The sequence below is a fragment of the Pseudomonas sp. URIL14HWK12:I5 genome (genome assembly GCF_900176445.1).
Lineage (GTDB): Bacteria > Pseudomonadota > Gammaproteobacteria > Pseudomonadales > Pseudomonadaceae > Aquipseudomonas > Aquipseudomonas monteilii.
The window spans coordinates 280,208-299,846 of the sequence record NZ_FWXQ01000007.1 but is presented as its reverse complement, the minus strand read 5'-3'; the positions used below and the strand labels follow the sequence as shown (position 1 = coordinate 299,846).

The 19,639-nt window shown below is 62.3% G+C and carries 22 protein-coding genes; 21 read left to right on the top strand and 1 reads right to left on the bottom strand.

What is annotated here, in order from left to right; all coding sequences use genetic code 11:
* Positions 1 to 41 precede the first annotated feature (41 nt).
* The 3 genes from secD to B9A31_RS18120 all read left to right on the top strand — a co-directional run bounded on the left by secD (position 42) and on the right by B9A31_RS18120 (position 3,486).
* Complete coding sequence (secD, locus tag B9A31_RS18130) at positions 42 to 1,904, top strand: protein translocase subunit SecD (RefSeq protein WP_016713215.1); 1,863 nt, start codon at positions 42 to 44, stop codon at positions 1,902 to 1,904.
* Positions 1,905 to 1,914: 10 nt separating this feature from the next.
* Positions 1,915 to 2,823 carry a protein translocase subunit SecF gene (gene secF / locus B9A31_RS18125; protein WP_016713214.1) on the top strand — a complete coding sequence of 303 codons (909 nt, stop codon included), beginning with the start codon at positions 1,915 to 1,917 and terminating at the stop codon, positions 2,821 to 2,823.
* 120 nt (positions 2,824 to 2,943) lie between these two features.
* On the top strand, positions 2,944 to 3,486 hold the full coding sequence (locus B9A31_RS18120; protein ID WP_025753813.1) for a glycine zipper 2TM domain-containing protein: 543 nt from the start codon (positions 2,944 to 2,946) through the stop codon (positions 3,484 to 3,486).
* A gap of 103 nt (positions 3,487 to 3,589) precedes the next feature.
* Here the strand turns inward: B9A31_RS18120 and suhB are convergent, their stop codons facing one another.
* Positions 3,590 to 4,408, bottom strand: coding sequence for a type III secretion system regulator SuhB (gene suhB, locus B9A31_RS18115; RefSeq protein WP_016713212.1), 819 nt, complete (start codon positions 4,406 to 4,408; stop codon positions 3,590 to 3,592).
* A 151-nt stretch (positions 4,409 to 4,559) separates the two neighbouring features.
* Between suhB and trmJ the strand changes: the two genes are divergently transcribed.
* The 18 genes from trmJ (at position 4,560) to bamB (ending at position 19,558) form a co-directional block, all read left to right on the top strand.
* On the top strand, positions 4,560 to 5,315 hold the full coding sequence (trmJ, locus tag B9A31_RS18110; protein ID WP_016713211.1) for a tRNA (cytosine(32)/uridine(32)-2'-O)-methyltransferase TrmJ: 756 nt from the start codon (positions 4,560 to 4,562) through the stop codon (positions 5,313 to 5,315).
* A gap of 3 nt (positions 5,316 to 5,318) precedes the next feature.
* The gene (gene cysE, locus B9A31_RS18105) at positions 5,319 to 6,104 is read left to right on the top strand and encodes a serine O-acetyltransferase (RefSeq protein WP_016713210.1); all 786 of its coding nucleotides are present in this window, start codon (positions 5,319 to 5,321) and stop codon (positions 6,102 to 6,104) included.
* A 179-nt stretch (positions 6,105 to 6,283) separates the two neighbouring features.
* Positions 6,284 to 6,775, top strand: a complete 492-nt coding sequence (gene iscR / locus B9A31_RS18100) for a Fe-S cluster assembly transcriptional regulator IscR (RefSeq protein WP_025753812.1) — start codon at positions 6,284 to 6,286, stop codon at positions 6,773 to 6,775.
* 46 nt (positions 6,776 to 6,821) lie between these two features.
* A complete protein-coding gene (locus B9A31_RS18095) occupies positions 6,822 to 8,036 on the top strand; it encodes an IscS subfamily cysteine desulfurase (protein ID WP_012270592.1) in 1,215 nt (404 codons plus the stop codon).
* Positions 8,037 to 8,082: 46 nt separating this feature from the next.
* Entirely contained in the window at positions 8,083 to 8,469 is a 387-nt protein-coding gene (gene iscU, locus B9A31_RS18090) for a Fe-S cluster assembly scaffold IscU (protein ID WP_003248539.1), read from the top strand.
* Positions 8,470 to 8,497: 28 nt separating this feature from the next.
* Positions 8,498 to 8,821 carry an iron-sulfur cluster assembly protein IscA gene (gene iscA / locus B9A31_RS18085; RefSeq protein WP_003248536.1) on the top strand — a complete coding sequence of 108 codons (324 nt, stop codon included), beginning with the start codon at positions 8,498 to 8,500 and terminating at the stop codon, positions 8,819 to 8,821.
* Positions 8,822 to 8,829: 8 nt separating this feature from the next.
* Entirely contained in the window at positions 8,830 to 9,351 is a 522-nt protein-coding gene (gene hscB / locus B9A31_RS18080; RefSeq protein WP_025753811.1) for a co-chaperone HscB, read from the top strand.
* A gap of 42 nt (positions 9,352 to 9,393) precedes the next feature.
* The gene (gene hscA, locus B9A31_RS18075) at positions 9,394 to 11,256 is read left to right on the top strand and encodes a Fe-S protein assembly chaperone HscA (RefSeq protein WP_025753810.1); all 1,863 of its coding nucleotides are present in this window, start codon (positions 9,394 to 9,396) and stop codon (positions 11,254 to 11,256) included.
* Between the two features lie 3 nt (positions 11,257 to 11,259).
* Complete coding sequence (gene fdx, locus B9A31_RS18070) at positions 11,260 to 11,601, top strand: ISC system 2Fe-2S type ferredoxin (RefSeq protein WP_016713205.1); 342 nt, start codon at positions 11,260 to 11,262, stop codon at positions 11,599 to 11,601.
* A 10-nt stretch (positions 11,602 to 11,611) separates the two neighbouring features.
* A complete protein-coding gene (iscX, locus tag B9A31_RS18065) occupies positions 11,612 to 11,812 on the top strand; it encodes a Fe-S cluster assembly protein IscX (RefSeq protein ID WP_016713204.1) in 201 nt (66 codons plus the stop codon).
* A gap of 88 nt (positions 11,813 to 11,900) precedes the next feature.
* The gene (gene ndk, locus B9A31_RS18060) at positions 11,901 to 12,326 is read left to right on the top strand and encodes a nucleoside-diphosphate kinase (protein ID WP_016713203.1); all 426 of its coding nucleotides are present in this window, start codon (positions 11,901 to 11,903) and stop codon (positions 12,324 to 12,326) included.
* Between the two features lie 28 nt (positions 12,327 to 12,354).
* Entirely contained in the window at positions 12,355 to 13,500 is a 1,146-nt protein-coding gene (rlmN, locus tag B9A31_RS18055; RefSeq protein WP_016713202.1) for a dual-specificity RNA methyltransferase RlmN, read from the top strand.
* A gap of 14 nt (positions 13,501 to 13,514) precedes the next feature.
* A complete protein-coding gene (pilW, locus tag B9A31_RS18050; RefSeq protein ID WP_019098531.1) occupies positions 13,515 to 14,276 on the top strand; it encodes a type IV pilus biogenesis/stability protein PilW in 762 nt (253 codons plus the stop codon).
* A complete protein-coding gene (locus B9A31_RS18045) occupies positions 14,273 to 15,307 on the top strand; it encodes a RodZ domain-containing protein (protein WP_027615474.1) in 1,035 nt (344 codons plus the stop codon). The genes pilW and B9A31_RS18045 overlap by 4 nt, the downstream gene beginning before the upstream one ends.
* 3 nt (positions 15,308 to 15,310) lie before the next feature.
* Positions 15,311 to 16,420, top strand: a complete 1,110-nt coding sequence (ispG, locus tag B9A31_RS18040) for a flavodoxin-dependent (E)-4-hydroxy-3-methylbut-2-enyl-diphosphate synthase (RefSeq protein ID WP_016713199.1) — start codon at positions 15,311 to 15,313, stop codon at positions 16,418 to 16,420.
* 25 nt (positions 16,421 to 16,445) lie between these two features.
* The gene (gene hisS, locus B9A31_RS18035; protein WP_016713198.1) at positions 16,446 to 17,735 is read left to right on the top strand and encodes a histidine--tRNA ligase; all 1,290 of its coding nucleotides are present in this window, start codon (positions 16,446 to 16,448) and stop codon (positions 17,733 to 17,735) included.
* 38 nt (positions 17,736 to 17,773) lie between these two features.
* Positions 17,774 to 18,415 (top strand): tetratricopeptide repeat protein, encoded by a 642-nt coding sequence (locus B9A31_RS18030; protein WP_016713197.1) that lies wholly within the window; start codon positions 17,774 to 17,776, stop codon positions 18,413 to 18,415.
* A complete protein-coding gene (gene bamB / locus B9A31_RS18025) occupies positions 18,416 to 19,558 on the top strand; it encodes an outer membrane protein assembly factor BamB (protein WP_016713196.1) in 1,143 nt (380 codons plus the stop codon).
* Positions 19,559 to 19,639: the final 81 nt, after the last annotated feature.

Genomic DNA, 19,639 nt, shown 5'->3' with positions numbered 1-19,639 from the left:
CGGGGCGCGCAACGCGCCCCGCGTCTTGAACGGGCGGCGTGATGCTGAACAAATACCCTCTGTGGAAATATGCACTGATCGTGCTGGTACTGGTGGTCGGTTTCATTTATTCCGCTCCCAACCTCTACCCGGATGACCCTGCGGTGCAGATCAGCGGTGCCAGCTCGGCGCTGCAGGTGAACCAGGCCGACCTCGATCGCGTCAGCAAGGCGCTGGTCGATGCCAAGATCGCCGTCAAGGGCGCAAGCCTGGGCGAGAAGGGCAGCGGGCTGATCCGCCTGACCAACCAGGAAGACCAACTGCCAGCCAAGGATGTCGTGCGCAAGGCGCTGGGCGATGATTACGTCGTGGCCCTGAACCTGGCCCAGACTACCCCGCAATGGTTGCGCAATCTGGGTGCAAGCCCGATGAAGCTGGGCCTGGATCTGTCCGGTGGTGTGCACTTCCTGCTGGAAGTGGACATGGACAAGGCCATGACGGCCCGCATGAAAGTCTACGAAGGCGAGGTCAAGACCTTGCTGCGCAAAGAGCGCGTCCGCTACCGCAGCCTGCCTCAGCAGGATGGCGGCATCATGCTGGGCTTCGCTGACGATGCTACCCGCGAACAGGCGCGTGCCCTGATCCGCAAGAATTTCAATGACTTCGACCTGACCACCACCGAGCGCAACGAGCTTGCGGTGCTGCGTCTGGCGCTGACCCAGGCAAAAGTTGCCGAAATCCGCGAATACTCGATCAAGCAGAACCTCACCACCGTGCGCAACCGCGTGAACGAGCTGGGCGTGGCTGAGCCGCTGGTACAGCGCCAGGGCGCCAACCGTATCGTGGTCGAGCTGCCAGGTGTGCAGGACACTGCCGAAGCCAAGCGTATTCTCGGTAAAACGGCCAACCTGGAGTTCCGCTTCGGTGCCGAGCCAGGCGCGTCCAAGGCCACTACCGAGGTGTTCGAGTTCCGCGAAGGCGGCCGCTCCGCCCCTGTAGAGCGTGGCCTGATCATCACCGGTGACCAGGTAACCGACGCGCAGGCCAGCTTTGACGAGCACGGCCGCCCACAGGTGAACATCCGCCTGGATGGCCACGGTGGCGAGCTGATGAGCCGCGCTACCCGCAGCAACGTGGGTCGCAGCATGGCGGTGATCTTCATCGAGCAGAAGCCGGTCACCCGCTACGTCAAGCAGACCGTCGACGGCGTCGAGAAGGACGTTGCCGTACAAAGCTTCGTGGAAGAGAAGAAAATCATCAGCCTGGCGACCATCCAGTCGCCGCTGGGTAGCCAGTTCCGCATCACTGGCCTGAACGGCCAGGGCGAATCGTCCGAACTGGCCCTGCTGCTGCGTGCCGGTGGTCTGGCTGCGCCAATGTACTTCGCTGAAGAACGTACCATTGGCCCAAGCCTGGGTGCCGACAACATCACCAAGGGTATCGATGCATCGCTGTGGGGCATGCTGTTCGTCTCGCTGTTCATCATCGCCATCTACCGCGGCTTCGGCGTGATCGCCACCATCGCCCTGGCGGGCAACATGGTGCTGCTGCTTGCACTGATGTCGCTGCTGGGCGCCACCCTGACCCTGCCGGGTATTGCCGGTATCGTGTTGACCATGGGTATGGCGGTAGACGCCAACGTACTGATCTTCTCGCGTATCCGCGAAGAGCTGAACGCCGGCATGTCGGTACAGCGCGCCATCCACGAAGGCTTCAACCGCGCCTACACCGCGATCATCGACGCCAACCTGACCAGCCTGCTGGTCGGCGGCATCCTGTTCGCCATGGGTACCGGCCCGGTCAAAGGCTTTGCGGTCACCATGTCCCTCGGGATTTTCACCTCGATGTTCACCGCCGTCATGGTGACCCGTGCAATGGTCAACCTGACCTGCGGCGGGCGTGACATCAAGAAGCTGTGGGTTTGAGGGAGCTGCGATGAAAACCATCAACTTCATGGGTGTGCGCAATGTCGCGTTCGCCATTACCGTGCTCCTCACCGTGCTGGCGCTGTTCAGCTGGTGGCAGAAAGGCCTGAACTTTGGCCTGGACTTCACCGGCGGTACGCTGATCGAGCTGACCTACGAGCGCCCGGCCGACCTCAAGGCGGTGCGTGCCGAGCTGGTCGATTCCGGGTTCCACGAGGCTGTGGTGCAGAGCTTCGGCGCCACCACCGACCTGCTGGTGCGTATGCCGGGCGATGACCCGCAACTGGGTAACAAGGTAGCTGCTGCCCTGCAAAAGGCAGGCGGTGACAACCCGGCCACCCTCAAGCGTGTCGAGTTCGTCGGCCCGCAGGTAGGTGAAGAGCTGCGCGACCAGGGCGGCATGGGCATGCTCCTGGCCTTGGGCGGCATCCTCATCTACCTGGCCTTCCGCTTCCAGTGGAAGTTCGCCGTGGGCGCGATCGTTTCGCTGATCCACGACGTGGTGGTCACCCTGGGTATCCTGTCGTTCTTCCAGATCACCTTCGACCTGACGGTGCTGGCAGCGGTGCTGGCGATCATCGGTTACTCGCTGAACGACACCATCGTGGTATTCGACCGGGTGCGTGAGAACTTCCGCGTCATGCGCAAGGCATCGTTGATCGAAAACATCAACGTTTCCACCACCCAGACCCTCCTGCGTACCATCGCCACCTCGGTTTCGACCTTGCTGGCCATTGCTGCGCTGTTGTTCTTCGGTGGCGATAACCTGTTCGGCTTCTCGCTGGCCCTGTTCATCGGCGTCATGGCCGGTACCTACTCGTCGATCTATATCGCCAACGTGGTGCTGATCTGGCTGAACCTGAACAGCGAAGACCTGATCCCGCCGGCCAAGGCGGAAGGTGTGGACGAGCGCCCATAAAGGCTTGTCTCACGCCGTTTGGCTGCCCGAAAGGCGCGAGTATTGAACTCGCGCCTTTTTTTTTGCTCCAAGGCTGGGAGAAGGCGGGCTAACCCCCGCGGGTATGATCAGGAGGTTCATGTGAACAAATCAATGCTGGTGGGTGCGGTACTGGGTGCTGTCGGTGTAACTGCCGGAGGTGCTGTGGCGACCTACAGCTTGGTCAACAAGGGGCCTGAGTATGCGCAGGTCACCGACGTGCAACCGATCAAACAACAGGTAAAAACCCCGCGCGAGGTCTGCAAGGACGTCGCCGTGACGCGTCAGGCACCGGTCAAGGACCAGCACCAGATTGCCGGTACTGTGGTGGGTGCAATCGCCGGTGGTTTGCTGGGTAACCAGATTGGCGGCGGCACCGGCAAGAAGATCGCCACCGTGGCCGGTGCGGTCGGTGGCGGTTATGCCGGTAACAAGGTGCAGGAAGGCATGCAGGAGCGTGACACCTACACCACCACGCAAACTCGCTGCAACACGGTGAATGACATCAGTGAGAAGGTGGTGGGCTACAACGTGACCTACACCCTTGGCGATCAGGTCGGCAAGGTGAAGATGGATCGTGAGCCGGGGTCGACCATTCCAGTGGACAAGAATGGCAAGCTGATCCTGAGCGAGGCAGGGCAGTGATCTTGTTGCCTGTGCCGGCGATGAGGTCGGTGCAGGCAATGCAAAGCTGTCAGGCAAAAAAAAGCACCCCGAGGGGTGCTTTTTGCTTTCCGGCGATCTGCGCTTAGCGCTTCATGCTCTCTGGCAGGTGCGGCTGGATGGCCGTCAGTACGGCCTTGAAGCACTTGATGTTGCCTGCAACGATGTGGCCCTTGTCGAGGAAGTCGTGGCCACCGTTGAAGTCGCTCACCAGGCCACCGGCTTCCTGGATCAGCAGCACGCCAGCTGCCATGTCCCACTCGGACAGGCCCGACTCCCAGAAGGCGTCGAAACGGCCAGCGGCCACGTAGGCCAGGTCCAGGCTGGCGGAACCGGCACGGCGGATGCCGGCGGTCTGGCCAGTCAGGGCGCGGAACATGCCCAGGTAGTTGTCCATGTCAGCCATCTGGTTGTCACGGAACGGGAAGCCGGTACCCAACAGGGCACCTTCCAGGCTGGTGCGCGAGCTGACGCGCAGGCGACGGCCATTGAGTTGGGCACCACGGCCACGGCTGGCGGTGAATTCTTCCTGGCGAACCGGGTCGACGATCACGGCGTGCTCAAGGCGGCCACGGTATTTGCAGGCGATGCTGACGGCGAAGTGCGGGATGCCACGCAGGAAGTTGGTGGTGCCGTCCAGCGGGTCGATGATCCACAGGTAATCCTTGCCTTCTTCGCCGCTACCCGCGTGCAGGCCGGTTTCCTCGCCCTGGATGGAGTGGTTCGGGTAGGCCTTGCGCAGGGCGTTGACGATGCTCTGCTCGGCGGCGCGATCAACCTCGGAAACGTAGTCCTTAGCCTCTTTCTCGTCCACCTTGATGCTATCCAGGCGTTCGATGGAGCGGAAAATCAGTTCACTGGCGCTGCGAGCGGCGCGCAGGGCGATATTCAGCATAGGCTGCATGGGCGGGTCACCTGGAGATGTTAAAGAAGAAAGCCGATCATTCTAGCAGAAAACTTTGGCGGCAGAAGTGTCACATTTGCTTTCATGGCGTTACGTCTGTCGGTTCTGTAAGATCGAAGCCCCTGATTCCTGCATCTGTGAGCACAACACCTTGCTGCAAAATATTCGTGTTGTTCTGGTCAATACCAGCCACCCCGGCAACATCGGCGGCGCTGCGCGTGCCATGAAAAACATGGGCTTGTCGCGTCTGGTGCTGGTGCAGCCGAAAGAATTCCCCGCCGTGGATGCCAGTGCCCGTGCCTCGGGCGCCGACGATGTGCTGGATAACGCCCAGGTGGTCGACAGCCTTGAGCAGGCGCTGGTCGGCTGCAACCTGGTCATGGGCACCAGCGCCCGCGAGCGCAGCATTCCCTGGCCGTTGATCGGCCCGCGCGAGTGCGGTGCCAAGGCGGTGGAGCATGCCAATGGTGGCGAAGAAATCGCCCTGGTGTTCGGGCGCGAACACGCTGGCCTGACCAACGAAGAACTGCAGCGATGTCACTTCCACGTGCACATTCCCTCCAACCCCGACTTCAGTTCGCTGAACCTCGCTGCTGCCGTGCAGGTGCTCGCCTATGAGGTGCGCATGGCGTGGCTAGCTGGCGGTGCAGCGCCGGAAAAAGTCGAGAAGGTTGACGCCAGCGAGCTGGCGACCATGGACGAAATGGAGCTGTTCTACGACCACCTGGAAAAAACCCTGGTGGGCATCGGCTTCCTCGACCCGGAAAAACCCAAGCACCTGATGCCGCGCTTGCGCCGGCTTTATGGGCGGGTGGCGGTCGAGCGTTCGGAAATGAGCATTTTGCGCGGCATCCTTACCGAGACCCAGAAAGTGGTCCGGGGCGAGCCGCATAAACGGAAGGACTGACAGATGTTCGAACGCCTGCGTGAAGATATTCAAAGCGTATTCCACCGTGACCCGGCTGCGCGCAATGCCTTCGAGGTGCTCACCTGCTACCCCGGCATGCATGCCATCTGGCTGCACCGTCTGGGCAATGCCTTGTGGAAGCGTGATTTCAAGTGGCTGGCCCGGCTGGTGTCCAACTTCGGCCGCTGGCTGACCGGTATCGAGATCCACCCGGGCGCCACCATTGGCCGGCGCTTCTTCATTGACCATGGCATGGGTATCGTCATTGGCGAAACCGCCGAGATCGGCGACGACGTCACCCTTTATCAGGGCGTGACCCTGGGCGGAACCAGCTGGAACAAAGGCAAGCGCCACCCCACTCTGGAAAACGGCGTGGTGGTAGGGGCGGGGGCCAAAGTGCTGGGCCCGTTCACGGTCGGCGCGGGGGCCAAGATTGGTTCCAATGCAGTGGTGACCAAGGCGGTGCCAGCGGGCGCCACGGCGGTGGGCATCCCTGGGCGGATCATCGTCAAGAGCGAAGACAACGAAGTCGAGGCCAAGCGCAAGGCCATGGCCGAGAAGATCGGCTTCGATGCCTACGGCGTCAGTGGCGACATGCCCGACCCGGTGGCGCGTGCCATCGGCCAGATGCTCGACCACTTGCAAGCGGTGGACGAGCGGCTGGAGGGTATGTGTGGCGCCCTGACCAAGATGGGGAGCGACTACTGCGCCAAGGAGCTGCCAGCCCTGCCGGAAGATGATTTTGCCGAGGAGGCCAAGGTGGCCCAGCGCGACACTCAGTCGCATTGATTGCGCCGCACTGAAATCATAGTGACATACGGGGCGTGTGCTCACGCCCCTCGTCTGCTACACTCGCGCCCGCCTCCCCGATGCAAACCCGACTAAAGCAGTAGGTCTTATAGTTGACTTAAATGCTCGGGAATCGCATACTCGCACACATCCCGAAACTCCCGTGGTACCCAATAGCCATGCGACTGACTACCAAAGGCCGATACGCCGTGACCGCCATGCTCGACCTGGCGTTGCACGCGCAGCATGGGCCGGTGTCTTTGGCCGATATTTCCGAGCGCCAGGGCATTTCCCTCTCTTATCTGGAACAGCTGTTCGCCAAGTTGCGCCGCAGCAGCCTGGTTTCCAGCGTGCGCGGTCCAGGCGGTGGCTACCAGCTGTCGCGGGGCATGGCAACCATCCAGGTGGCCCAGGTCATCGATGCGGTCAACGAGTCGGTCGATGCTACCCGTTGCCAGGGCCTCGGGGACTGCCATGCCGGTGATACCTGCCTGACCCACCACCTGTGGTGCGACCTCAGCCAGCAGATCCATGAATTCCTCAGCGGCATCAGCCTGGCCGACCTCGTCATGCGCCGTGAGGTACAGGAAGTCGCCCAGCGCCAGGACTTGCGACGTGTCGCAGGCCGAACCGCCCAGCTGGACAAGATTGAGACGTCCGCCGTCGATTGATCCCCCAGGGACGATGAGCGACGCCACCGCCTGATAGGAGAGACAAATGAAGTTGCCGATCTACCTCGATTACTCCGCGACCACTCCGGTCGACCCACGCGTGGCCCAGAAGATGGCCGACTGCCTGCTGGTCGACGGGAACTTCGGTAACCCGGCTTCGCGCTCCCACGTCTTCGGCTGGAAGGCCGAGGAAGCGGTCGAGAACGGTCGTCGCCAGGTTGCCGAGCTGATCAACGCCGATCCGCGCGAAATCGTCTGGACCAGCGGTGCCACCGAGTCCGACAACCTCGCGCTGAAAGGCGTCGCGCACTTCTATCAGACCAAGGGCAAGCACATCATCACCTCCAAGATCGAGCACAAGGCGGTCCTGGATACCGCTCGCCAGCTGGAGCGTGAAGGTTTCGAAGTCACCTACCTTGAGCCAGGCGAAGACGGCATCGTCACCCCGGCCATGGTAGAAGCAGTGCTGCGCGACGACACCATCCTGGTCTCGCTGATGCACGTGAACAACGAAGTCGGCTCGATCAACGACATCGCCGCCATCGGTGAACTGACCCGTTCGCGCGGCGTCCTGTTCCACGTCGATGCCGCCCAGTCGGCCGGCAAGGTCGAAATCGACCTGCAAAAACTGAAAGTCGACCTGATGTCGTTCTCGGCGCACAAGGTCTACGGCCCTAAAGGTATCGGCGCGCTGTACGTCAGCCGCAAGCCGCGTGTACGCCTGGAAGCCATCATTCACGGCGGTGGTCATGAGCGTGGCATGCGTTCGGGCACTCTGCCAACTCACCAGATTGTCGGCATGGGCGAAGCCTTCGCCATCGCCAAGCAGGAAATGGTCGCAGAGAACGCGCGCATCAAGGCCCTGAGCGACCGCTTCTTCAAGCAGGTTTCGGACCTTGAAGAGCTGTACGTCAACGGCAGCCAGACTGCCCGCGTACCGCACAACCTGAACCTGAGCTTCAACTACGTCGAAGGCGAATCGCTGCTGATGTCGCTGAAGGACATCGCCGTTTCGTCCGGTTCGGCCTGCACCTCCGCGTCGCTCGAACCTTCGTACGTACTGCGTGCCCTGGGCCGCAACGACGAGCTGGCGCACAGCTCGATCCGCTTCTCCTTCGGCCGTTTCACCACCGAAGAAGAAGTCGACTACGCCGCGCAGAAAGTCTGCGAGGCCGTCAACAAACTGCGTGAGCTGTCGCCGCTGTGGGACATGTACAAAGACGGCGTTGACATCTCCAAGATCGAGTGGGCCGCCCACTAAGCAGTCGCCGGCAAGAGCGGCTCCCTGATGAGGAAGGAATTGCACCATGGCATACAGTGAAAAGGTCATCGACCACTACGAAAACCCACGCAACGTCGGCAAGATGAATGCCGAAGACCCAGACGTTGGCACCGGCATGGTCGGCGCCCCGGCGTGCGGTGACGTAATGCGTCTGCAAATCAAGGTCAACGAGCAGGGCGTTATCGAAGACGCCAAGTTCAAGACCTACGGCTGCGGTTCGGCCATTGCTTCCAGCTCCCTCGCCACCGAGTGGATGAAGGGCAAGACCCTGGACGAAGCCGAGACCATCAAGAACACCCAGCTGGCCGAAGAACTGGCGTTGCCGCCGGTCAAGATCCACTGCTCGGTACTCGCCGAAGATGCCATCAAGGCAGCGGTACGCGATTACAAGCAGAAGAAAGGCTTGATCTAAGCCGCCTGTTGCGAGGTAAGGAGTCCTGATGGCTATCAGCATGACAGAAGCCGCCGCCAACCACATTCGCCGCTCCCTCGACGGGCGCGGCAAGGGTGAGGGCATTCGCCTGGGCGTGCGCACCACCGGTTGCTCGGGCCTGGCCTACGTGCTGGAGTTCGTTGACGAACTGGCGGACGAAGACCAGGTGTTCGAGAACCACGGCGTGAAGGTGATCATCGATCCCAAGAGCCTGGTCTACCTCGACGGCACCGAGCTGGATTTCGTCAAGGAAGGGTTGAACGAAGGCTTCAAGTTCAACAACCCCAACGTGCGCGGTGAGTGTGGCTGCGGCGAAAGCTTCAACGTTTGAGGCTGGCTGTGGGAACTCCTTGTCATTTCGCATTGTTTGACCTCCAGCCAAGCTTCCGCCTGGACCTCGACAAGCTGGCCACTCGCTACCGCGAGTTGGCCCGCGAAGTCCATCCCGACCGCTTTGCCGACGCCTCCGAGCGTGAGCAGCGTGTAGCGCTGGAGAAGTCCGCAGCCCTCAACGACGCTTACCAGACACTGCGCAGTGCGCCGCGTCGCGCCCGCTATCTGCTGGCCATCGGTGGTCATGAAGTGCCCCAGGAAGTCACGGTCCACGACCCGGACTTCCTGTTGCAGCAGATGCAGTGGCGCGAAGAGCTCGAAGAGTTGCAGGACGAAGCCGACCTTGACGGCGTGGGTGTGTTCAAGCGGCGCCTGAAGGCTGCCCAGGACACCCTGAACGAGGACTTTGCCGCCTGCTGGGATGCCCCAGGCGAGCGCGAAAAGGCCGAGCGCCTGATGCGTCGCATGCAATTCCTCGACAAGCTCGCCCAAGAAGTGCGCCAACTGGAAGAGCGCCTCGACGATTAACCCGGTGTCGCCCGTGATGGCACCTAAGGTATTCAGATAAGCATGGCCCTACTGCAGATTGCCGAACCCGGTCAAAGCCCTCAGCCGCACCAGCGCCGCCTGGCGGTGGGGATCGACCTGGGTACCACCAACTCTCTGGTCGCTGCATTGCGCAGCGGCCGTAGCGAGCCCCTGCCTGATGCGCAGGGTAACGTCATTCTGCCGTCCGCGGTGCGCTACCTCGAAGGGCGCAACGAAGTGGGGCAGGCCGCACGTGATGCCGCTTCCAGCGACCCGCTGAACACCGTGCTGTCGGTCAAGCGCCTGATGGGGCGCGGCCTGGCCGACGTCAAGCAGCTGGGCGAGCAGTTGCCCTACCGCTTTGTGGGTGGCGAGTCGCATATGCCGTTCATCGACACTGTGCAGGGCCCGAAAAGCCCGGTGGAAGTGTCCGCTGACATCCTCAAGGTGCTGCGCGAGCGCGCCGAAGCGACCCTGGGTGGCGAGCTGGTAGGCGCGGTGATCACCGTGCCGGCCTATTTTGACGACGCCCAGCGCCAGGCCACCAAGGACGCTGCGCGCCTGGCTGGTTTGAACGTGCTGCGCCTGCTCAATGAGCCGACGGCGGCTGCCGTGGCCTATGGCCTGGACCAGAATGCCGAAGGTGTGGTGGCCATCTATGACCTGGGTGGCGGTACCTTCGATATTTCCATTCTGCGCCTGACCGCTGGTGTGTTCGAGGTGCTGGCCACCGGTGGCGATACCGCCCTGGGTGGTGACGATTTCGACCACGCCATTGCCGGCTGGATCATCGAGCAGGCTGGCCTGTCGTCCGACCTGGATCCGGCCACCCAGCGTGCGTTGCTGCAAACAGCATGCGCCGCCAAGGAAGCGCTGACCGACGCCGACGTGGTCGGCGTCAGCCATGGCGCCTGGCAGGGTGAGCTGAGCCGTGCCGAGTTCGAAGCCATGATCGAACCGATGGTTGCCCGCAGCCTCAAGGCCTGCCGCCGCGCCGTGCGCGACAGTGGCGTGGAGCTGGAAGAAGTCAGTGCCGTGGTCATGGTGGGTGGCTCGACCCGCGTACCACGAGTGCGCGAAGCCGTGGGCGGGCTGTTCGGCCGTCCCCCGCTGACCTCGATCGATCCTGACCAGGTGGTGGCCATCGGTGCCGCCATTCAGGCCGACACCCTGGCCGGCAACCGCCGCGAAGGTGGTGAACTGCTGCTGCTCGATGTCATCCCGCTGTCGCTTGGTCTTGAGACCATGGGCGGGCTGATGGAGAAGGTGATCCCGCGCAACACCACCATTCCGGTGGCGCGTGCCCAGGAGTTCACCACTTATAAAGATGGCCAGACGGCCATGATGATCCATGTCCTGCAGGGTGAGCGCGAGCTGATCAGCGACTGCCGCTCGCTGGCCCGTTTCGAGCTGCGCGGCATTCCGGCCATGGTTGCCGGTGCGGCGAAAATCCGCGTCACCTTCCAGGTGGATGCCGATGGCCTGCTCAGCGTCGCCGCCCGCGAACTGGGTTCGGGCGTGGAAGCCAGCATCCAGGTCAAACCGTCCTACGGCCTGACCGATGGTGAAATCGCCCGCATGCTGAAGGACTCCTTCGAACACGCAGGTTCCGACAAGCACGCCCGCCAGCTGCGCGAGCACCAGGTGGACGGCGAGCGCCTGCTTGAAGCGGTACAGGGCGCCCTGGACGCCGACGGTGAGCGCCTGCTCAGCCGTGACGAGCGCGAAGCCATCGAATTCCAGATGCAAGAACTACGTGATTTGCTGGCCGGCACCGATGGCGCAGCCATCGAGCAACAGACCAAGCGTCTGTCGCAGGTGACCGACGCATTTGCCGCCCGTCGCCTTGATTCGACGGTCAAAGCCGCACTGGCCGGGCGCAACCTGAATGAGATCGAGGAGTAACCGATGCCGCTGGTGACATTCCTGCCGCATGAGAAGTTCTGCCCCGAGGGGCTGACCGTGGAGGCGCCGACCGGGACCAATATCCTGGAACTGGCCCACGACCATCACATCGAGATGGAAAGTGCCTGCGGCGGCGTCAAGGCCTGTACCACTTGCCACTGCATCGTGCGCAAGGGTTTCGACTCGCTGGAAGAAGCCGACGAGCTGGAAGAAGACATGCTGGACAAGGCCTGGGGCCTGGAAGCGCAGTCGCGCCTGGGGTGTCAGGTGGTCGTCGCTGACGAAGACCTGACCATCGAGATCCCCAAGTACTCGCTCAACCACGCCGCTGAAGCGCCGCACTGAGGTTTGCACCATGAGCCTGAAATGGATTGATGTACTTGAGATCGCCATTCAGCTTGCAGAAAGCAAGCCTGAGGTCGATCCTCGTTATGTGAATTTCGTAGACCTGCACCGCTGGGTGCTGGCATTGCCAGAGTTCAGCGACGATCCGTCACGCGGCGGTGAGAAAGTGCTCGAGGCCATCCAGGCTGCCTGGATCGACGAAGCCGACTAAGCGTCACTTGCAGGTTAGGCAATCCCCCGGAACCCGCGTATAATTCGCGGGTTTAATTTTTCGTGTCACTCATATTCTGGAGTTTTCCATGGCTGTTCAACGTACTTTCTCGATCATCAAGCCTGACGCCGTTGCCAAAAACGTCATCGGCAAGATCACCACTCGCTTCGAAGAAGCCGGCCTGAAAATCGTTGCCTCGAAAATCAAGCAACTGTCCAAAGCCGAAGCCGAAGGCTTCTACGCTGAGCACAGCGAGCGCGGCTTCTTCGGTGACCTGGTTGCCTTCATGACTTCCGGCCCGGTTGTTGTTCAGGTTCTGGAAGGCGAAAACGCCATCGCTCTGAACCGTGAGCTGATGGGCGCTACCAACCCTAAAGAAGCTGCTCCAGGCACCATCCGTGCTGACTTCGCCGAGTCGATCGACGCCAACGCCGTTCACGGTTCGGACTCCGAAGCTGCTGCTGCTCGCGAAATCGCTTACTTCTTCGCTGCTACCGAGGTAACCACTCGCTAAGCGAAAGCTTACGGGTGAGGGTGAATCCATGACGACATCTACTGGCAAAATCAACCTGTTGGGTCTGACCCAGCCGGAAATGGAACAATTCTTCGACTCGATCGGGGAAAAACGCTTCCGTGCCGGCCAGGTGATGAAATGGATTCACCATTTTGGCGTGTCCGACTTTGCGGCCATGACCAACGTAGGCAAGGTCTTGCGCGAAAAGCTCGAGGCCGTTGCCGAGATTCGGCCTCCGGAAGTGGTCAGTGAAGACATTTCCGCCGACGGTACCCGCAAGTGGGTGATCCGCGTTGCCTCCGGCAGCTGCGTCGAGACCGTCTACATTCCTACCGACGACCGCGGCACCTTGTGCGTATCGTCGCAAGCCGGCTGTGCCCTGGACTGCAGTTTCTGCTCCACTGGCAAGCAAGGCTTCAACAGCAACCTCACTGCCGCCGAAGTGATCGGCCAGGTGTGGCTTGCCAACAAATCCTTCGGGACCGTCCCTGCCAAAGTCGACCGCGCGATTACCAACGTGGTGATGATGGGCATGGGCGAGCCCTTGCTGAACTTCGACAACGTCATCGCCGCCATGAAAATCATGATGGATGACCTGGGCTATGGCATTTCCAAGCGTCGCGTTACCCTGTCCACCTCGGGCGTGGTGCCGATGATCGACGAGCTGGCCAAGCACATTGACGTGTCGCTGGCCCTGTCGCTGCACGCACCGAACGACGAACTGCGCAACAAGCTGGTACCGATCAACAAGAAGTACCCGCTGAAAGTGCTGCTGGAGTCTTGCATGGGCTACATGTCCACCCTGGGTGGCAAGCGCGTGCTGACCATCGAGTACACCCTGCTCAAGGACGTCAACGACCAGCCTGAGCATGCCGCGCAAATGATCGAATTGCTGCGCGATGTACCGTGCAAGATCAACCTGATCCCGTTCAACCCGTTCCCGCATTCGGGCTACGAGCGGCCAAGCAACAACGCCATTCGTCGCTTCCAGGACCTGCTGCACCACGGTGGCTTCAACGTCACCACCCGCACCACCCGTGGTGACGATATCGATGCTGCCTGTGGTCAGCTGGTCGGCCAGGTCAACGACCGCACCCGCCGTAGCGAGCGCTACATCGCTGTGCGCCAGCTCTCCGCGGACGTCGAGCTGCAAGACAGCGCCGCCAGCCACTGACCGGGACTTTGCCCATGAGCCTGCGCGCCGCGCTGTCGATCCTTGCGCTCTTGCTGCTGGCCGGCTGTGTGTCGGGCGGCGCGAGCGACCCCCTGGCCAGCCGCCAGGGCAGGGCAGAGGCGGGGCGGGCTTATGTGCAACTGGGCCTGGGGTATTTGCAACAGGGTTTGACCGCGCAGGCCAAGGCGCCACTGGGCAAGGCCCTGGCCCTCGACAGCACCGATGCCGACGCGCACGCGGCCCTGGCGCTGGTATTCCAGGCCGAAGGTGAGCCGGCACTCGCCGAAGCCCACTTTCGCAAGGCCTTGCAAGCCCGCGCCGGCGACACGCGAATGCGCAACAATTACGGCAGTTTCCTTTATGCTCAGGGGCGATTTGCCGAGGCCGAGCAGATGTTTCGCCTGGCCAGCGCCGATACCCTGTATCCTGAGCGCTCACGCGTGTACGAGAACCTGGGCCTGACTGCCCTGAAGCTCGATCGCCGCGACCAGGCGCATGCTTACCTGCTGAAAGCGTTGCAACTCAACCAGCGGCAACCGAAAGCGTTGCTGGAAATGGCTGAGTTGTCCTACGAAAACAGGCATTATGTGCCGGCCCGGGACTACTACGATCGTTTCAGCCAGTTGAGCGACCACGATGCCCGTAGCCTGCTGCTGGGCAGTCGCCTTGCCCGGGTGTTCGACGAGCAGGGCACACTGGCCGAGATGGGCCAGCAATTACAACGACTTTATCCCGGTACGCCGGAATATCAGCAATACCTGTCGGAGCAACGATGAACGCCGCGCATCCCGAAGTAGCAGTAGCGCCTGGCCAGAACCCCGGTGAGCTTTTGCGCCTGGCCCGTGAGAAACGGGACTGGTCTCAAGCCGAGGTGGCCCGCAAGCTCAACCTCACTGTCAGTTCGTTGAACCACGTGGAAACCGGCGCCTTCGACAAGCTGCCAGGGCATACGTTTGCCCGTGGCTACATTCGCGCCTATGCCAAGCTCATGGACCTCGACCAGGCCGCCCTGGTAGAGGCCTTCGACCGCTACACCGGCACCCACGCCAAAGGCAGCGAGGTGCACTCGCTGGGCCGTATCGAAGAGCCGGTGCGCCTGTCGCACAACATTCTGCGCGGTGTCAGCCTGCTGTTGCTGGTGGCGGTGGTCGGTGGCGGCTTCGTCTGGTGGCAGGACCAGGGCAGCCTGCGTGGCAAGGACCTGGCCAAGATTGCTTTGGAGCACGTCGAAGTCGAAAGTGCCGACGGCACCACCCAGATTCACCCGCTCGATGAGCCTGAAGACCAGGCTGTTTCCGCTGGCCAGCAAGCCGAAAGCGCACCGCTGGCGCTGGAGCAGGGCGCTGCCGAACAGCCCGCCGCCGCTGCTGAACAGGCACCGGCAAGCCCGGCGCCAACCCTTGCTGCAGTGCCTGCGCCGACACCGGCCCAGCCAGTGTCCGCGCAGCCTGCACCTGCTGCAGTGGCTACCCCGGTAGCACCGGCTACCCCGGCACCGGCCGCTGTTGCACCTGCCGCACCGGCGCCGGCCGTGGCTGTCACCGAGCCAGCCGCAGTACCGGCAGGCAGCGCCAAGGTCGCCATCCAGTTCACCGCCGATTGCTGGACCCAGGTGTCCGATGGCAACGGCAAGGTGCTGTTCAGCGCCATCAAGCGCAAGGGGGACAACCTCGAACTGACCGGCAAGCCGCCGTTCGCGGTGCGTCTGGGCTTTGCCCGTGGCGCCCAGGTCAGCTACAACGGCCAGGCCGTCGATGTTGCCCCGTTCACCAGTGGCGAGACCGCTCGCCTGAAGTTGGGACAGTAAGTCATGCACGGCGAATCTCCGATCAAACGTCGCGAATCCCGCAAAATCTGGGTCGGCAATGTGCCGGTGGGTGGTGATGCGCCCATCGCGGTGCAGAGCATGACCAACACCGACACCAACGATGTGGCCGCCACCGTGGCGCAAATCCAGCGCCTGGTCGATGCCGGCGTGGACATCGTGCGTGTATCGGTGCCGGACATGGACGCCGCCGAGGCGTTCGGCAAGATCAAACAGCTGGTCAGCGTGCCGCTGGTCGCCGACATCCACTTCGATTACAAGATCGCCCTGCGTGTGGCCGAGCTGGGCGTGGATTGCCTGCGCATCAACCCCGGCAACATCGGCCGTGAAGATCGTGTACGCGCCGTGGTCGATGCCGCCCGCGACCGTGGTATCCCGATCCGTATCGGCGTCAACGCCGGCTCCCTGGAAAAAGACCTGCAGAAGAAGTACGGCGAGCCGACCCCGGCCGCATTGGTCGAGTCGGCCCTGCGCCACGTCGAGCACCTCGACCGCCTGGACTTCCAGGACTTCAAGGTCAGCGTCAAGGCCTCGGACGTGTTCATGGCCGTCGAAGCCTACCGCCTGCTGGCCAAGCAGATCGTGCAGCCGCTGCACCTGGGCATCACCGAAGCCGGTGGCCTGCGTTCGGGGACGGTGAAATCCGCCGTCGGCCTCGGTATGCTGCTGGCCGAAGGCATTGGCGATACCATCCGTATCTCGCTGGCGGCCGACCCGGTCGAAGAAGTGAAAGTCGGCTACGACATCCTCAAGTCGCTGCACCTGCGCTCGCGTGGCATCAACTTCATCGCCTGCCCGAGCTGCTCGCGGCAGAACTTCGATGTGGTCAAGACCATGAACGAGCTGGAAGGGCGCCTTGAAGACCTGCTGGTGCCGCTGGATGTGGCAGTGATCGGTTGCGTGGTCAACGGCCCGGGCGAAGCCAAGGAAGCCCATGTAGGGTTGACCGGCGGTACGCCGAACCTGATCTACATCGATGGCAAGCCTGCGCAGAAGCTGACCAATGACAACCTGGTCGATGAGCTGGAAAAACTCATCCGCCAGAAAGCGGCCGAAAAGGCCGAAGCCGACGCGGCGCTGATCGCCCGTGGCTGACACACAGAATTCGTAAGGACTATTCGTGAGCAAATCGCTGCAAGCCATCCGTGGCATGAACGACATCCTGCCAGAACAGTCGCCACTGTGGCGCTACTTCGAAGGCACCGTGGCCGGGCTGCTGGACACCTACGGGTACAGCCAGATCCGTACGCCGATCGTCGAGTTCACCGAGCTGTTCAAGCGCTCGATCGGTGAAGTGACCGATATCGTCGAAAAAGAGATGTACACCTTCGAGGATCGCAACGGCGATTCGCTCACCTTGCGCCCTGAAGGCACCGCCGCTTGCGTGCGTGCCGTGCTGGAGCATGGCATCACCGGCAATGGCCAGGTGCAGAAACTGTGGTACATCGGCCAGATGTTCCGCCACGAGCGCCCGCAGAAAGGCCGCTACCGCCAGTTCCACCAGATTGGCGTGGAAGTGTTCAACCTGGACGGCCCGGACATCGATGCCGAGCTGATCATGCTGACCTGGCGCCTGTGGGGACTGCTGGGCATCCAGGACGCGGTCAAGCTGGAGCTCAACAGCCTGGGTACCAGTGAGGCCCGTGCACGCTACCGTGACGCGCTGGTCGAGTTCCTCTCGGCACGCCTGGAGCAGCTGGACGAAGACAGTCAGCGCCGCCTGAAGAGCAACCCGCTGCGCATTCTCGACAGCAAGGACCAGAACACCCAGGCGGTACTGGTGGGTGCGCCGAAGCTGGAAGACTACCTGGACGAAGCGTCCCGCGTGCACTTCGAAGGCCTGAAGGCCCGCCTGGACGCAGCCGGCATTCCGTTCGTGATCAACACCAAGCTGGTACGTGGCCTGGACTACTACAGCAAGACCGTGTTCGAGTGGGTCACCGACAAGTTGGGCGCCCAGGGCACCGTGTGTGCCGGCGGCCGCTACGACGGGCTGGTCGAGCAGATGGGCGGCAAGCCGACCACCGGCGTTGGTTTCGCCATGGGTATCGAGCGCCTGATCCTGCTGCTGGAAACCCTTGGCAAGGTACCGGAGTCCATCAGCCGCCAGATCGACGTCTACCTGTGCGCCTTTGGTGAGCAGGCCGAACTGGCAGGTCTGCGCCTGTCCGAAGGCCTGCGTGACCGCCTGCCGGGCCTGCGCCTGGCGGTAAACGCCGGTGGTGGCAGCTTCAAGAGCCAGTTCAAGAAAGCCGACAAGAGTGGCGCGCTGTTCGCCCTGATCCTGGGCGACGACGAGCTGGCCAAGCAAGAAATCGGCTTGAAGCCCCTGCGTGGCCAGGGCGAACAACAGAACATTGCCTGGGATGCTCTGGCAGAGCACCTGGAAACCGCGATCGCGCAGGCGTAACGCGGTTCAACAACGAATAGGCGAAAAGGAGTATTGGGGTGTCGAGTACCGATGATGATGATCTGGCAGGGGTCAAGGACTGGTGGAATCGCAACGGCAAGCCGCTGCTGACCGGCGCATTGCTGGCCGGCGTGGTGGTATTGGGCTGGAATACCTGGCACAAGTACCAGAACAACCAGTCGCAAGGTGCCTCGCAGCTGTATCAGGCGTTGCTTGAGACCAGCCTGACGCCGACTGGCCAGCCAGACGCCACCAAGGTCGCGGAACTGGCCGGCAAGCTCAAGAGCGAGTTTGGCGGTACTGCTTACGCCCAGTACGGCAGCCTGTTCGTGGCCAAGGTGGCAGTCGAGAGCGGTAAGCTCGACGACGCCGCTGCCGAGCTGAAAAGCGTGCTGGACAAGCCGGCCGACGTGACCTTGGGCGAGATTTCGCGCCAGCGTCTGGCTCGCGTGCTTGCCGCCCAGAACAAGGCCGAAGACGCGCTCAAGCTGCTTGACGGTGATGCCGACAAAGCCTTCCTGGCCAGCCGTGAAGAGTTGAAAGGTGACCTGCTGGTGCAACTGGGCCGTGCCGCCGACGCACACAGCGCTTACGAAAAAGCCAAGGCTGCGCTGTCCGATGACGCGGCAGTCGGTGGCCTGCAATTGAAGCTGGATGACCTGGCTAAAGGGGACGCGTAAGTGATCGGTTGGAAACATGCAGCAGTGCTGACCCTGGCCGTGCTGGCCGCAGGTTGCAGCAGCAACAGCAAGAAGGAACTGCCTCCGGCCGAGCTGACCAAGTTCACCGAGGAAGTGGTGCTGAAGAAGCAGTGGAGCCGTTCGATCGGTGACGGCCAGGGTGAAACCTACAACACCCTGGTGCCGGCCATCGAGAACGACCGTATCTACGCCTCCGACGTCAACGGCGAAGTGTTCGCCCTGGACCGCATCACTGGCGATGTCGTGTGGAAGAAGGACCTGGAGCTGCAGGTTTCCGGCGCAGTTGGCGTGGGCTATGGCCTGGTCATGCTCGGCACCCTCAAGGGTGAAGTGATTGCCCTGGATTCCAGCACCGGTGAAGAGCGTTGGCGCTCCCGCGTGACCAGCGAAGTGCTGGCCCCGCCTGCCAACAACGGTGATGTGGTGGTGGTGCAAACCCAGGACGACCGCCTGATTGGCCTGGATGCCGCTACTGGCGACCGCCGCTGGATCTACGAAAACACCCCGGCCGTACTGACCCTGCGTGGCACCGGTGCCCCGATTGCCACCAACCGCCTGGCCATTGCCGGCCTGTCCACTGGCAAGGTGGTGGCGGTGGACATCAATAACGGCGTGCCAGTGTGGGAAAGCCGTGTGGCCATTCCACAAGGCCGTTCCGAGCTGGACCGTGTGGTCGACATCGATGGCGGCTTGCTGCTGTCCGGTGAAACCCTCTACGTCAGCACCTATCAGGGCCGTGTAGCGGGCCTGGACCTGGAAAGCGGCCGTGTGCTGTGGCAGCGTGATGCGTCCAGCTACGTGGGCGTTGCCCAAGGTTTCGGCAATGTCTACGTCAGCGAAGCGTCGGGTACCGTGGAAAGCGTCGACGAGCGCACTTCCAGCGCCCTGTGGACCAACGACACCATGGCGCGCCGCCAGCTGTCGGCGCCGGAAGTGTTTTCCAGCTACGTAGCGGTAGGCGACTTTGAAGGTTACCTGCACCTGCTGAGCCAGGTCGATGGCCGCTTCGTCGGCCGTGAGCGTATCGACAGCGATGGCCTGCGCGCCCGCCCACTTGTGGTCGGCGACACCATCTACGTCTTCGGCAACAGCGGCAAGCTCGAGGCACTGACCATCCGCTGAAGCTATGCTTGAAGCCTTGGCGGGCTTCAAGCTGCGGCGTAGGACACGCCGCCCGTACTCCGGCCGCTGCCTTGCAGCGGC